Origin of the sequence: Streptomyces sp. CC224B, from assembly GCF_030010595.1 — a bacterium.
Taxonomy (GTDB): domain Bacteria; phylum Actinomycetota; class Actinomycetes; order Streptomycetales; family Streptomycetaceae; genus Streptomyces; species Streptomyces longispororuber.
This window is the reverse complement of sequence record NZ_JASCXL010000101.1, coordinates 1-14,084: the sequence shown is the minus strand read 5'-3', so window position 1 is coordinate 14,084 and position 14,084 is coordinate 1. Positions and strand designations below refer to the sequence as shown.

Below are 14,084 nucleotides of genomic sequence, written 5' to 3'. Positions count from 1 at the left end.
CCGGCCATCCGTAAAGTGCGGGACATGGTCGAGCGCACCGTCCGGTCCCTGCGGTATCTGCTGCTCGGCCTGGCCGCGGGCGTCGGGGCGCTGGTGACCGTCGTGGCAGGCGTCACCGGCTGCGCGGTCCTGGCCGTCACCCACCTGGGCGCCCCCGCCTTCCTCGCCACCACGGCCGTAGCGCGCCGGCTCGCCGGACTCGAACGGCGCCGCGCCGGTCTCGTCCTGCCCGACGCGGTCCCGGCCCCGTACCCGCCCACCGAGGCCGACACCGTCCTCGCCCGGGCCCGGCAGCGGGCCGCGCACCCGGCCACCTGGCGGGACGCGGCCTGGCTGACGATCCTCTTCCCGCTGGCCCTGGTCTGCGCCGTCGTCGCCGTGGTGGCCCTGGCCGTGGACCTGGCGGCCCTCACCTCGCCGGCCTGGGCCTGGGCCCTGCCCCCGGCCCGCCGCGGCGACCTCGGATTCATCACCGTGACCACGCTGCCGCGCCGGGCACTGACGGCCCTGGCCGCGCTGGTCGCGCTGCCCGTCCTCGCGCGCCTCGTCCGCGCCCTGGCCACCGGACAGGCCTCGCTGGCCGCCGGTCTGCTCGGCCCCGGCCGCACCCAGCGCCTGACCGAGCGCACCGACCACCTGGCTCGCACCCGCAGCCGGGCCATCGACGCCCAGGCCGCCGAACTGCGCCGCATCGAACGCGACCTGCACGACGGCGCCCAGGCCCGCATCGTCGCTCTCGGCATGACCTTGGCCCTGGCCGAGCGACGCCTCAAAGCCCTCGGCCCCGCCGCCGCCCAGGCCCGCGCCGACCTGGCCGCAGCCCGCGCCGAGGTCAATACCGCCCTGGACGAGCTACGCCACCTCGTGCGCGGCATCCACCCCCCGATCCTCACCGACCGCGGCCTGGACGGCGCCCTGACCGCCCTCCTCGCCGACCACCCCCTGCCCGTCACCTCCGACGTACGCCTTCCCCACCGCCTGGCGCCCGCCCTGGAGGCCGCCGCCTACTTCCTGATCGCGGAAGCCCTCACCAACATCACCAAACACGCCCACGCCACCACCGCCACCGTCACCGTCCACCCCCACGCCGACGGCACGCTCACCGTCACCGTCACCGACGACGGGCGCGGCGGAGCCGACCCCGACGGGCCCGGACTGACCGGACTGCGCCGCCGCATCGAAGCCCTCGACGGCACCCTCGCCCTGACCAGCCCCACCGGTGGCCCCACCACCGTCCACGCGGAGTTCCCATGCGCCTTGTGATCGCCGAAGACCTGCTCCTGCTGCGCGAGGGACTCATCCGTCTGCTCACCGCCACCGGGCACGACGTGCTCGCCGCCGTCGACTCCGGACCCGCACTGATCGCGGCGGTGGACACCCACCAGCCCGACCTCGCCCTCGTCGACGTCCGGCTCCCGCCGGGCTTCCGCGACGAAGGACTGCGCGCCGCCATCGAGATCCGCGCCCGCCACACCCCCGCCCCGCCGGTGATCATCCTGTCCCAGTACGTCGAACGCTCCTACGCCGCCGAGCTCCTGGCCGACGGCCACGGCGGCGTCGGCTACCTCCTCAAGGACCGCGTCACCGACCTCGACGCCTTCCTCGACGCCCTCGAACGCGTCGCCGCCGGCGGCACAGCCCTCGACCCCGAGGTCGTCGCCCAGATCTTCGCCCGCAGCAGCCAGGACACCGCCCTAACCCGGCTGACCCCCCGCGAACACGACGTCCTTGCCCTCATGGCCCAGGGCCTGTCCAACGCCGCCATCGCCGAACGCCTCGTCCTGGCCCCCGTCTCCGTCGAGAAACACATCTCCAACCTGCTCGCCAAGCTCGACCTCCCACCCACCCACGACACCCACCGGCGGGTACAGGCCGTCCTCACCTACCTCAACGCCTGAGGACCGCAGGACCCTGAACGGATCGCTTAGAGTCCAGGCCGGGTGGCCTGGCGGGAGATGCCTGAACGCTGCGGCTCGTGAGCCATCCTGCATACCCGCTTCCGCCGGCAGGTGACACCTTCAGCCGCGCTGGCGATGCTGGGCTGGACCGGGCAGGCCGAGGCCCGGCGGGCGTTCAAGGCCGAGCAGGGCCGTCCCTGGTTCCAGTACAACCCGACCGGCGCGGACGCCGTCGCCGCGGCGATGAAGGCCGCCGACGTGGCCCGGGAGCGCGTGGCCGGGTACCTGCTGGCGACGCGGCTGGAGCAGCTGCGCAAGCAGATCGCCACCCGCACCGAGACCGCCGCGGCCGCGCCGTGGACGGACCAGCTGCCGAAGCTCGCCGCGCGCCCGCTGGACGGCGGTACGGCCGGGGCGGTGATGGCATGAGCGCCAAGCCGAGCGGGGTCGATTTCGCGCGCCAGGCCCTGGTCGCGGCCCGTGGCGGCGAAGAAGAACGGCGCCGCCCAGACGACGAAGGCGAAGCGGCGCACCGGCACCGTCGTACGGCGCGACGGCCGTGATCCGCTTGGGCTTCGTGCGGCGATCGGCATGATGATGACCGAGCGCGGCATGATGGCCCCGGCCGCCGGCGGCAGCGTCCTCGCCCGGTTCGACGACATCCTCGCCGCGGCCGCGCCCGAGCTGGCCAGGCACGTCCAGGCGGCGGGCTTCGACGTGGACACCGGCCGCCTGGCCGTCGCTCCCGACGCGCCCACGCACGGCACGCAGCTGCGCTGGAAAGCACCGAAGCTGATCTCCACGGCCAACGAGAAGGTGTCCGGCGCGAACGTCCGCACCGTTCACGTCCTGGCGCCCGCGCCCCCGAAGGCCGCCCCCCGGCACGACGGCCGTCTCGCCGATCCCGCAGCCGACTGCGCCCGCCGTGCCGGGGGGGGCGGACGCCGCCCGAGCAACACCGCGGTGAGGCGCACCATCAGGCCGCCTGGCCGTCCATGGCGGGCATGGGCATCGCAGAGGCGGTGGAGCGGCAGACCGCCGCGATGCAGGAGCTGTCACGCCGGGCGTTCACCGAACCTGATGTCGTCGCGGATGATGCGCCGGCCCCGGTCGAGCAGGCCCGCGCCCAGCGCCGCCGCCAGGCCGCGGCGACCGAGGCCGCCGTGCTACGCCGGGCCCGGCAAGAGCGTGCGGCGCGGGAAGCTGGGACGCCAACCATCGGCCCGCCGAGGGCTCTGCGAACCATGGCCTGAGCCGAAACGCAGGAGATCAGCACTTCCCTGTTCCAGGTGGTTGTCCCGGCGTAGCGTGACGGGTACACGCCTGGTATACCGTGCGTCGCGGTGCGCACCGAGAAGGGGAGTCGTGCGGGCAGGGACCGTGCTGGACGGCCGCTACCGGCTGATCGAGCCCATCGGTGCGGGCGGGTTCGGGCAAGTCCGGAAGGCGCACGACCCGCGGGTCGACCGCCTGGTGGCGGTCAAGGTCCTCGCCGGTGACGGCATGGACCGGGCCCGGGAAGAGAAGGCTGCAGTTGTCCGGTGAGGCGCTGGTCTGCCGCAGCTGCTGACGAAGAGGGTGCTGGAGTCGGGGCATTCCGCGGAGGTGTCCGTGCTCTGCTTCACGGCGTGGGCAGCACGTGGAAGAGGGGGACCGCGGCGCCGCCGGCACCGACGTTGAGCAGTGCGTCGGTCGACAGGCGGCTCACACAGCCGTGGGCCGCGCCTCTCAGGAGGTAGGGGTCGGTGCTCTCGTTCCAGCGGACGAACTGCGTCCGGCCCTCCTGCCACAGCGGATAGTCCGCGTGGGGGAGCGGAACCGCCTCCTGCACCACATGGGGCGTGCGCTCGGCGTGTGCGAGGTCCTCCCGCCACTGCTCGGCGGTACGGGAGCGGCCCAGGACGACGCCGCGCCCGCCGTAGTCATCGTTCGGCTTCAGGACCAGTTCCTCGCGGTGCTCGGTGGCGAAAGGAAGCAGATCGACCTCTTCACCCCGGTGCGTGGTCGGCCCCGGCTGCACCACGCGCGTCCACGGCACGTGTGTGTCCACGGCTTCCGCTTCCTCAGCACACAACAAGCCCGCCACAGCCGGGTCCCCCAGGAGCGCCAGCGCGGACTTCTTGTGCGCCACATGGCTGGTGAACGTGTTGACCAGCACGCACGCTCCCTCACTCCATGCCCGCACCAGAGGGTGCTCCAGCAGGCCCATGCCGTGACGTTCGATCAGATCCGACAGGACGGCACGCCGGTAGACCGCAGTGATGCGCTGCCGCCGTCCCGCCCCGTCCCGCACGAAGAGCCCGAAAGCCCGGTCGTACCCGAAGTCGTCGGTGGAGACCTCCACCGCGTCCACACCCCGGGTTGTCAGCTCACGGCGCATCATGGCGAACTCCCACGGAGAGGGCGAGGGCAGGCAGTCGCAGATCGCCACCCGCGGCCGGTCCCCCGGCGCACCGCCCACCTCCCAGGCATGCACGACCGCATCCGCGCTGCGCGCCGCCGCAGGCGGGCACCACACCGCGAACTCCTCAGTGAAGGCCCGCATGGCGGGCGTGTCGTGGTAGATGCCGGCCAGCAGATCCTGGGTGAGCGGGCCGCAGGAAACGGTGGCGTTGTACTCGACGAAGGCCAGCCGCGTGCCGGCCACGAACCCGTCCAGGCGCCCGTGCAGTGCCACGCCGTCCGAGACGGGAGCTCGCTGCAGCAGGGCTCGCTCCACCGCGGACAGAGCCAGCACCTTGCGGGCGTCGGTCCCGGCGGTGCCGTCGTGGAGCGCCTGGCCGGCGAGGCGTTGCAGGGCGCTGCCGAGCAGGCTCGCCGCCGCGCAGGCCCGGGCGATGTCGCCTCCGGTGATGAACCGGGGCCTCAGCACCGGGGCCACCACCCTTCCCTCCACCAGCAGCCCTGCGGCTTCCTGCGCGCGCCGCAACTCCTCGTGGGTGGCGGCGGCCAGGGCGTCGTCGCTCAGGATCTCGTGGAAACGGTGGACCGCCGCCCGCACAAATCCATCACCGCATGGTTCCCGCTGTCCGTCGGGAGGGCACGTGTCATCTCCCGTGTGGCTCTGGTGGCCGGCGGCAGCGGCCGTTTTCGTCTCATCCGGGTCCTGTGTCCCACTCATGGCGCCTACCTGCCCACTTTCTGTAACGCCAAGTGGTGGCTCGTTCGTATGAGTGACAGGACGCCACAGCGGTTGCCCTTCAGGGAGTTGGCACATTCAAGATGCCAGCCGGCTTCCCGGCGAAAAACGTCCAGCCTTCACGGCGGAGCCGGCCTCGGCAAGACCGTCGCCGCTACCATCTGCCAGCGCGCGCAGGCAGCAGGTGTAGAGCATGAGCAGCAGGGCGTGGACACACTTGCGGTACACCGCGACCCGGTGGTGGTCGCGGGCGGTGAGCAGCAGCGTGGCCCACTCCTGCTGGGTGTAGCCGGGGGTGAGCGAGGAGTCCGGGTCGATGACCGGACGCTGCACCGCGGCGAAGGGGTTCTTCACCCCGTTGTCGCTGACCTTGTCCAGGTAGCGGACCTCCGCCGCCCTGGGAGAAGCCGACCGAGCCCGCGCGCCTCGCCCCGGCCCGAGTCCGCCGAGGGTTTCGGCACCTTCCGCCCGCACCTGCACTGTCCGGCCCGCGCACCGACACCCTCAACACCCGGACCAGGTGGGCCACTTGGTTCGAAGAACCGCCGCCTCGTGACCCACTACGACGTCGGGAAAACGACCAAACGCCCCGAGACCGTCATCGAGCGCGACAGCCTCAGGGGTTAAAAGACAAGTAAGGGCTCGCCGGGTTCAGCGCGCGACGCCCAGGGCACCGAGAACGGACTGCACCGCGCGCGGCGGGGAGGCCGGGCGCGGTGCGTGGCGGGCAGGCCGGGAGGTCAGACCGTGTAGGCGGTCCAGCCGATGACCTCTTCCGTGTGCAGGCCGTCGGCCGTGCCGCTGTCCGAGCTGTAGACCTCGTTCATCCGGATCAGGAAGCCCTTCTCGTTCACGTCGTGGAGCCGGACGCCAGGTGTCTGGGGGCCGTTGAAGGTCTGGACGGTGGTCTGCACGATCACCTCGGAGCCGGACGGGAACGGAGTCGGGAAGTCCACGCGCCTGAAGGTGCTGGTCTGGCCGCCCTTCTTCTCCGTGGGCTTATCGGAGCTGAGGGTGATCTTGCCGGACTGCATCATGCTCATGTTGTGACTGCCCCTTCTGTCTCGTCAGTGCCCGCACCGCGCCGGTGCCCACCAAGAGCATGGCCATCAAGTGCCCGTTCCTGTGCGGTTCGTCGTGAGGCGGCTCAAACCCTTCCGTGGCACCACGCACTTCCTGCCACGGAACCCCAGCCGTGGCGGTGAACTCGCGGCCAGTCACGCCGGGACGGCCGTCACCGGGACCCGTCGCCCAGAAACCGTTCTCCCCACCCGTACCATCCGAGAGCCCCATGACATGACGAGTTCTGGATCACTCACAGGACTGCAGGGTGGCCGAAAGGCCACAGGACTCCACGAAACATCCAACTGGGCGCCGTCGAGTCTGACCCGGGTGCAAGGGCGTCCCGATGCCGGCAGCACGAACACGGCGGACGCCGAAACGCCGGCCACCTGGCCCTGCAGGAGGTGCTGGAGTGCGCACGCTGGCCAGGAAGCCGCAGCAGCTGGCTCCAGCCCGGCGCCCACCGCCGAGCATGCCGCGGCACTGCCCGAGTCGGAGCTGGAAGAGGGGCGCCCGGCAGAGCGCCGGCCGTCTGCCCGGTCACGACGTCGCGGGCCTGTTTTGCCTCCGCCAGACCTGCCGCTCTGGCTGCCGAAACTGCCGTTCCACCCACGCGCCCTCGCGGCCGCGCCATGCTGCCGCTGGCCGTGGTCGCTCGGTGCCGAGCTCGGCGTATGCGGACGCTCCGAGCCTGCTGCGGGACGCGCGCTGGATCCTGGCCGGCACCGGACTGGAGCGGCCGGATGTGGCCGCGGAGTCGTGCCCGCGAGGCACCGCGGACGCCCTGCCGCGATGTCCCGAGCATCCTGCGACCGGGCGGAGTGACGCGTTGACCGGCGAGGGACCACTACTGGACGCAGTCGACGAGAGACCGGTGCCGACGCCGGGGTGCCTGGCGTGGATCGATCCCGAGGACGGATTGGACGTCCCTTGACGGCTTATCCATTTGTGAGGGCCCCCGAGACGTCCGCAGCCAGACCGGGAACCGCCAACTCGCGTCGCCGCCAGATTCAGACCGGAGATGAGCGGGGCACCCGCCGCTCGAGGCCGCCGAGGTCGCTGGCACCGACGGCTACGCGATCGTGCTCCACCGCCTCGTCGAGACCGGCCCGGCTGCCGGAAGTTGCCGACGTCCCGAGCCGTGCTTGCCGTCGATGGCACCGGGCAGCAGCATCTAAGTCGTGTCGGCAAAGTGGCGGTGTCGTTAGTCTGTGCGTGGTGCGTCGTCATGAACTGACTGATGAATCGTGGGCGGTGCTCAAGCCGTTGCTGCCTCCTTCTCACCGACCGCCCTGTGTCCCCAGGACTGCCGTTCCAGCCCCTGGACACGGTGGTCTGCCTTATCGACGATTTCAGGCCTCTCTGTCTCCTACGCCGCTATCGCTCCCACAGCGCGCTGATTGCATCAGCCAAAACTTCCACCGCATGGGAGAACCTGATCAGCTGACCATCGGATGGGCAGCGCGTTCGCCGGAAGTGCGCCCTCCGTGGACTCCCTTCGTGCCTCGTGCGGTCACGCCTGGCCGAACTGCCCACGCTCACACACCGTCTCACCCCGGCCTCGAAGACGCCTCGCTGGGAGCCCGTCTCCCATCTCGACCTGCACCGGCACGTACGCACTCTGCGGGTAACGGGCGTCTCAACATGGCAAGACTGTGTCCAGCAGGTGAAGCCCCACCCGCTGCCCCCTGAACACGAACCCCGCTGGGACATGTGGTTGATCCACAATGACGCCGTCACATCGGAGCATGTTCTTCTGTTTCGTATCCACCATGCGCAGGCCGACGGCTCCGGTATGTTCCACGTCTTGCAGACCTTGTGCTCGCCGCCTCAACCGCAGCCACCAGGCCTTCGAACACCTGAGAAGAACGTCGCCCACGTGCCCATTCGGGGACTGTGCAATCTCGCCTGGGATATTGCAGCCAGCCTGGTCCCGTGCCGCTGCCCAGCCCCCTACGACGCGCCTCCCACGGGAAAGACTTCCTTCATTACCAGTAGCGTATCGACGCAGCGACTGCACCAGGTCGCTCGGTGTCTGGACGGCAGCATCAGCGACATCTTCCTGGCATCCCTCACAGGAGCACTGCGCACCATCAGGCTGTCAGAAGGAAAAAGCCAAAGTGCCTCGGTCTTTTGTGGCCCGTAAATACCAGGAAGACCTCCGAGCGAGGAGCCCTGGGAAATCATCTCACCATGGTGCACGTCCGGCTGCCCTGCGAAGACCCGCACCCCGTGAGCCGTCACCTGCGCATCACCCGACAGCTCACTGCACAGACAACGGAAGAGCGAATTCAGACCTCCCGCCGTCTGCTGCGGCTGACACCGCCTCCGCTGAGCCGATGGGCCCTTCGCCAGCTCGTCAGCGGCAGAAACGCCCCCATGACCGCTACGTATTTGCCCTTCGCCTCTCGACGGCCCTCGATCCACGATGCTGCGATGACCAACGCCTTCGGCTGGGGTGCCCCTGTCATCGGTCAATTGTGCCACCTAGCACTGACTAGGTATCAGGCGGAATGTCAATTGTACGCTGTTTACGACGATGCCTTCCCATGCGGCGTCGACCTGCCCAGGCTGTGGCACAAGGCGCTCGAGGAACTGGAATCGCATTGCTGAAACCAAGGTGCGACAGCATCCAAGAGTGATGTGTCTGCCCCCCGGCGCCTCACTGCCGCGACGGCCGACCGCACCCGAGCGGAAGGACGCCGCGACGTAAGCATCTTGTCCGCGTGATCATGGGCACCGTTTGGACACTTCCGCGTAATCATAGACAGCGGCAACATCAGTAGTTGTCCGTTATCGGCTGTTAATGAAGTTCTGGTTTGGGCGGCGCGCACCGCGGCCGGGCCCCGCTCGACGAAGCGCAGTTACTGCTAACAGCATCCCGACTGCGACCGACCACAGCCAACCACCCTGGATCGCCCAGGGATGGTCTTACTCCTGGCGCCCTCGGCCGAAGTCGGCCGCTGCAACGTAGGCGAGGATCGCCGTTCGTTGCACACTCCCCGGCAGTGTCAGGAGGGGCCGTTCAGGTGGGTCCGGTCGGTGTCTGGGAGCCACCAGGTGCGGTCGGGGAACTGGTGCCAGTGGTGGCCCTTGGCGTAGGTGTGGATGAGTTCCAGGGCGCGATTGACGGTAGGTGCTGCTGTGTTGGTGTTCCACACGGCGTGCCAGGGGTAGAGCGGTACAGAGTTGATGAGGGGGCGGGCGGTGAGGCCGTCGGGGAGTCCTCCGGTGGTGAGGCCGAAGGCGGGGTAGCCGCGGGCGAGGACCGTGGCGTGGATGGCGGCGCGACCGTGCCCCCGTACCCGCAGTGCGACCTGGAGGCTGAAGTCGTTGATGGCTTCGTCGATCCAGTCGCGCCATTCTGCGGCTTCCTCGGCGGTGTGGACCAGGAGGGGATGGTCGGCAAGCGCGGCGAGCGTCACCTCGTCGTGGGCTGCGAGTGGGTGGTCGCTGGGCATCACGACGCCGATGGGCTCCAGACGTACCGGCATCGTGCCCAGGGTGGCGGGGAGGTCCTGGCCGAGGCCGCGGGGACGGCCGAAGGCGATGTCGAGATCTCCGGCGAGCAGACGGGGCAGGGCGGCGGCCAGGCCCTGGCTCTGGAAGACCTCGAAGGGCAGACACGGTGACTCGCCGCGCAGGTGCTGGGTGATGAGCGACGGGGTGAGCCCTTCGGTGAGGACATCGATCCGCAGAGGTGCGCGGGTGCGGGCGACCTCGTCGACGAGGCGCTGGGCGTCGGCCAGCAGGCGTCGGCCGCGTTTGACGAAGATCTCGCCCGCCGGGGTCAGGGCGACGCGGCGGCGGTCGCGGGTGAACAGCGGAACACCGACACGGCTTTCCAGGGCGGTGATCTGCGAGGAAAGCGTCTGCTGGGCGATGGACAGCGCCGCTGCCGCCCGGCCGAAGTGCAGTTCCTCGGCAAGGGTGACGGCGTAACGCACCTGGCGCAGGTCAAGATCCACACTCTCCACGTTAACAGCCACTGACTGTCACATAGCAGCTCAAGAGTGTTGGACGCGAGTGAGCCACAGGCGTTGACTTAGTTACCAGAAGGGCGCTGGACAGTACTGATCGAAGGACACTTCCGGCCCCAGTTCGCTCAATCGAAGGTAAGGCGGCGGCCAGCATGAAGGCAGTAGTGATGGACTCCTACGGCACTCCGGAGGTGCTCCGGGTGGCTGATCTCCCCGAGCCGAAGGCCGGGGCGGGGCAGGTGCGGGTGCGGGTCAAGGCGGCGGGGCTGAACCCGATCGATGCGAAGGTCCGGCGCGGGGAGTTCGACGCGGTCTTCGACATCTCCTTCCCTCAGCAGCTCGGCAACGAGTTCGCGGGTGTGGTCGACCAGGTCGGCGCCGGAGTCGAAGGCTTCGCGGTGGGTGATGAGGTGATCGGGTTCGTCGACCTGGCGGCCTATGCGGAACAGGTCGTCGTCCCTGCCGAGAACCTGACCTCCAAGCCGTCGCAGCTGTCGTGGGAGACGGCGGCGGTCATCGGCGCGGTCGGCCAGGCAGCGTTCAACGCCTTGCGCAAGCTCGGTGTTAGCGCCGGTGAGACGGTGCTGATCCACGGTGCGGCCGGCGGCGTCGGCTCGGTGGCCGTCCAGTTCGTCCGTGCCTGGGGCGCCACGGTCATCGGCACCGCCAGCCAGGACAACCACGACTACGTACGGGCCCTCGGCGCCATCCCCGTCACCTACGGCGATGGCCTGGAGGAGCGGGTACGGGAGCTGGCCTCGCAGGGGGTGGACGCCTGCCTCGACCTGACCGGCTCCGAGGAAGCGATCACCGTCTCGATCGCCGTGACCGGCGACAAGGCGCGCATCGTGACCCTCGTCAGCCCGCCGCTGGCCAAGCAGTACGGCATCACGATGATGTTCGGCACCCGCGCGGCCGAGACCGTGGCCCAGGTCGCCGGCCTCGCCGCCCGCGGTGATCTGGACCTGCCCGTCGCCCGCCGCTTCGCACTGGCCGACCTCGCCGAAGCGCACCGGCTGATGGAAGCCGGCGGCCAGCGCGGCAAGCTCGTACTCACCCTGGACTGATCCGCTACCAGCACGACGGCAGCGCCGCCCCCAAGCGGTGCGGCGGGGCCGCCGCCTGCCCCGCCGCACCCCCACACCACTCACCCGACTGGCGCGGCACCGGTTCGCGCCGATGGAGGAGTCCCCATGTTCGCCAAGCACGTCCAGGGCCGGATAGCCCGTCAGGCCCACTCGGCGGTGCCAGAGGGCACCTACGAGGAGCACCACGCACGCCGTGGCTTCGAGGGGGAGGTCTCCCAGCTCTACCACGCCCACCCCACCACCGACTGGCTGCGCGTGGAGGGCCCGATCCGGCCGCGCGGTCTCCAGCTCACCGACCTCGCGACAGCTGACGCGTCGGATGCCAGGGCGCTGCCGACGCTGCTGATGTTCAACGACGACATCAGGATCTCGGTATCCAAGCGGTCCGCTGCGATGCCGTACTACTTCCGCAACGCCGACGGCGACACCCTGCTCCTGACCCAGTCCGGCAGCGGCACCCTGGTCTGCGACTACGGCACGCTCACGTACGGGCCGCTGGAGTATCTGATCATTCCGAAGGGCACCAGCTACCGGCTCGTGCCCGACGAAGGGGTTGAGCACCTGACGTATGTGGTGGAGACGCGAGAGCCGGTTGCGCTTCCCGAGAGGGGCCTGCTCGGTCACTTCCTGCCGTTCGACCGAGGCGTCCTGGACGTCCCCCAGCTCGGCCCCCGGCCCATGGGCATCTCGGCGGAGAACGCGGACGGGGAGTGGGAGGTGCTCGTCAAGCGCGACGGGGAGCTGTCGTCGATCTTCTACGCCTTCGATCCCGCCGACGTCGAGGGCTGGACCGGCAACCTCGCCCCGTTCCGTCTCCGGCTGGCGGACATCCGGCCGTTGACATCGGAACGGCTGGATGTGCCGCCGATGACGCACGCCACGTTCCAGTCGGGCCAGAACTGGATCGTCACCATGGCCCCGCGCCCGATGCAGAGCGCCGAGGACGCCGAGCGCGCACAGCCCTACCACCGCAACGTCGACTACGACGAGGTGATCGTCTCCCTCGGCACCCACGACGGCCGCAGGGGCGGCCCGCCCCCCGGGCTGATGAGCGTCACCCCCGGCGGGATGAACCACGGCCCCAACCATGCACGCCTGGCCGCGGTCCGCGACCGGCTGCCGATCTACGTGTGGAACATCGACACCATCCACCCCCTGCACTACACGGACGCCTTCGCGGCCGGCGAGATCCCCGACTTCGCCCAGCGCGAGGGCTTCCGCGGCTGACCGAGCCGAGCGGCCCCGGCCGCTGGTCCCGCTTCGCACCACCGCCCGGCGGGGTCAGCCTCTTGCCCCCGCACCGCTTACCCACGTCCGCGCGGCATCACCGCCGCGCTCTTCTTCCTGGAGTACCCCTCATGAGCCGCGTCCTGGCCATCTCCGGCTCTCTGCGAGCCGCCTCGTTCAACACCCAGATGCTCCAGGGCCTTCAAACCCTCGCCCCCCAGGACATGCACATCGAGCTGTTCAAGGGCCTGGACGAACTGCCCCACTTCAACGAAGACCTCGAGACCGACCCGCCGACCGCCGTACGCAGGCTGTGGCAGGCCATCGCCGAGGCCGACGGCCTGATCGTGGCCACCCCCGAATACAACGGCGCCATGCCCGGCGTACTGAAGAACGCCCTGGACTGGGCTTCGCGCCCCTACGGCGAGAGCGTCCTGCCCGGCCACGCCGCGGTAGTCCTGTCCGCCTCCCCGGGCGTCTTCGGCGGTATCCGCGCCCAAAGTCAGCTGCGCGAACTGTTCGCCCTGCTCAACGTCTACGTGGTCGGTGGCCCCCAGGTCGCCGTCCCCGAAGTCCACACCCGCCTGGACCACGAGGCCGAGCCGAGCGAGCGCCTGACCGACCCCACTACCCGCGCCATGCTCATCTCCCTCCTGCAGGGCCTCGCCGAAGCCATCGACCACCAGGCCGGACGCCGCCTCATCCAGCCGCTGCACCACTGGCAAAGCCAGCTCGCCGGCTGACCGCCCTCTCGCGGCCGTGCGGGCGGACCTACGCGGCCACAGGCCGCGTAGGTCCGCCAGGTCGGCGACGTCGTCCAGAACGACCAGCCACCGGCACGCCGTTGGCCGGGTTTGGGCGCCAGCCAGGCCAGAAAGGCGCGGGCGACCTGTTCGCGGTCGTCGGGGTCGGCCCGGCACAGCTCCACGCCGGCCTGCCCGTAGGCGGCCACGACGGACGAGCGGGTGTCGGCGGTGACCCAGAGCAGGACGTCGAGGCCTGCGGTGTCCCAGGCGGCGCGCGCGTAATCGGCAGCGAGCTGTGTCCTGCCGACCCCACCCATCCCGGTCAGCACCTGGCCCAGGACCGCGGTGCCGCCCCCGTCGACCGCGGCGCGCAGCCGTTCCCGCTCCGCGCGCTGCTGGAAGCACTGCGCTCGGGACGGGATGACGCCGACCTGGTGCGGCCAGGCCGCGGGTTCACGGGGCCCGGTGTGCCGGTGCTGGTGGATCCCGCCGTTGGCCGTGCCGACGGCGGATGCTGCCCCCGGCCGCCGTGACGTTCACAGCGCCGCCCGTGTCGGGAGGGTGCGGGCTATGTTCGCTCAGTCAGTCTTCCCTGACCTTGATCAGGCCAGAGGCGTCGTCGCGGCCTCCCTTGGCGAGATGAGCGGAGCCCGGCTCGCCATGAGCCTCGTCGCACGCTACGGACGAGCCGTGCCGCAGACCGAGGTTCTGCTCGCCGCCACCCGGTACGGCTACCACCACCTCATCACCACCGAGGGCCCCGGCACGGTCGGCATGGGAACCGCGCTGGCCGCCCCGTGCGCGAGCGAGCTCTCCGGGCCCGTGCCGGTTTCAGCCCTGGCAGCGACTACGGCAGCGGCCGTGGCATGGACGGGCAGGAGGGTGTCGATGCCGGTGAGGGTGAGCATGCGCATCAGGCGGTCGGGGACGGCGGCGAGGCTCAG

General features: G+C 70.3%; 14 protein-coding genes and 3 pseudogenes. 11 read left to right on the top strand and 6 right to left on the bottom strand.

All coding sequences use genetic code 11. From position 1 onward, the window contains the following. Positions 1-24 precede the first annotated feature (24 nt). The 6 genes and pseudogenes from QK440_RS31585 (at position 25) to QK440_RS31560 (ending at position 3,443) form a co-directional block, all read left to right on the top strand. A complete protein-coding gene (locus QK440_RS31585) occupies positions 25-1,263 on the top strand; it encodes a sensor histidine kinase (RefSeq protein ID WP_282796662.1) in 1,239 nt (412 codons plus the stop codon). Further along, positions 1,251-1,898, top strand: a complete 648-nt coding sequence (locus QK440_RS31580; RefSeq protein WP_282796661.1) for a response regulator transcription factor — start codon at positions 1,251-1,253, stop codon at positions 1,896-1,898. The genes QK440_RS31585 and QK440_RS31580 overlap by 13 nt, the downstream gene beginning before the upstream one ends. 111 nt (positions 1,899-2,009) lie before the next feature. Beyond that, entirely contained in the window at positions 2,010-2,327 is a 318-nt protein-coding gene (locus tag QK440_RS31575) for a hypothetical protein (RefSeq protein WP_282796660.1), read from the top strand. Positions 2,328-2,489: 162 nt separating this feature from the next. After that, positions 2,490-2,687 (top strand): annotated as a pseudogene (locus tag QK440_RS31570) (DUF721 domain-containing protein); the annotation flags it as partial. A gap of 215 nt (positions 2,688-2,902) precedes the next feature. Then, on the top strand, positions 2,903-3,151 hold the full coding sequence (locus tag QK440_RS31565; protein WP_282796681.1) for a hypothetical protein: 249 nt from the start codon (positions 2,903-2,905) through the stop codon (positions 3,149-3,151). 112 nt (positions 3,152-3,263) lie between these two features. Continuing rightward, the gene (locus QK440_RS31560) at positions 3,264-3,443 is read left to right on the top strand and encodes a hypothetical protein (protein ID WP_282796680.1); all 180 of its coding nucleotides are present in this window, start codon (positions 3,264-3,266) and stop codon (positions 3,441-3,443) included. 76 nt (positions 3,444-3,519) lie between these two features. Here QK440_RS31560 and QK440_RS31555 read toward each other — a convergent pair whose 3' ends face one another. Beyond that, positions 3,520-4,899, bottom strand: a complete 1,380-nt coding sequence (locus tag QK440_RS31555; protein ID WP_282796659.1) for a hypothetical protein — start codon at positions 4,897-4,899, stop codon at positions 3,520-3,522. Between the two features lie 216 nt (positions 4,900-5,115). After that, on the bottom strand, positions 5,116-5,391 hold the full coding sequence (locus QK440_RS31550) for a hypothetical protein (RefSeq protein ID WP_282796679.1): 276 nt from the start codon (positions 5,389-5,391) through the stop codon (positions 5,116-5,118). Positions 5,392-5,432: 41 nt separating this feature from the next. Here QK440_RS31550 and QK440_RS31545 point away from each other — a divergent pair. Then, a pseudogene (locus QK440_RS31545) lies at positions 5,433-5,664 on the top strand (transposase); the annotation flags it as partial. A 113-nt stretch (positions 5,665-5,777) separates the two neighbouring features. On the opposite strand, the gene QK440_RS31540 reads toward QK440_RS31545, so the two are convergent. Then, positions 5,778-6,080: a hypothetical protein gene (locus QK440_RS31540; RefSeq protein WP_282796658.1), complete on the bottom strand. Its 303-nt coding sequence runs from the start codon at positions 6,078-6,080 to the stop codon at positions 5,778-5,780. 2,455 nt (positions 6,081-8,535) lie between these two features. On the opposite strand from QK440_RS31540, the gene QK440_RS31535 reads away from it, so the two are divergent. Next, positions 8,536-8,712 carry a hypothetical protein gene (locus tag QK440_RS31535; protein WP_282796657.1) on the top strand — a complete coding sequence of 59 codons (177 nt, stop codon included), beginning with the start codon at positions 8,536-8,538 and terminating at the stop codon, positions 8,710-8,712. 398 nt (positions 8,713-9,110) lie between these two features. Here QK440_RS31535 and QK440_RS31530 read toward each other — a convergent pair whose 3' ends face one another. After that, positions 9,111-10,067, bottom strand: a complete 957-nt coding sequence (locus tag QK440_RS31530; protein ID WP_282796656.1) for a LysR family transcriptional regulator — start codon at positions 10,065-10,067, stop codon at positions 9,111-9,113. Between the two features lie 164 nt (positions 10,068-10,231). Here QK440_RS31530 and QK440_RS31525 point away from each other — a divergent pair, with 164 nt between their 5' ends. The 3 genes from QK440_RS31525 (at position 10,232) to QK440_RS31515 (ending at position 13,137) form a co-directional block, all read left to right on the top strand. Next, complete coding sequence (locus QK440_RS31525) at positions 10,232-11,146, top strand: NADP-dependent oxidoreductase (protein ID WP_282796655.1); 915 nt, start codon at positions 10,232-10,234, stop codon at positions 11,144-11,146. Between the two features lie 126 nt (positions 11,147-11,272). Beyond that, positions 11,273-12,394: a homogentisate 1,2-dioxygenase gene (locus QK440_RS31520; protein WP_282796654.1), complete on the top strand. Its 1,122-nt coding sequence runs from the start codon at positions 11,273-11,275 to the stop codon at positions 12,392-12,394. 131 nt (positions 12,395-12,525) lie between these two features. Next, positions 12,526-13,137: an NAD(P)H-dependent oxidoreductase gene (locus QK440_RS31515; protein ID WP_282796653.1), complete on the top strand. Its 612-nt coding sequence runs from the start codon at positions 12,526-12,528 to the stop codon at positions 13,135-13,137. Positions 13,138-13,722: 585 nt separating this feature from the next. On the opposite strand, the gene QK440_RS31510 is transcribed toward QK440_RS31515, so the two are convergent. Next, complete coding sequence (locus QK440_RS31510; protein WP_282796652.1) at positions 13,723-13,881, bottom strand: hypothetical protein; 159 nt, start codon at positions 13,879-13,881, stop codon at positions 13,723-13,725. Further along, positions 13,872-14,084, bottom strand: a pseudogene (locus tag QK440_RS31505) (hypothetical protein); the annotation flags it as partial. The gene QK440_RS31510 and the pseudogene QK440_RS31505, both read right to left, overlap by 10 nt.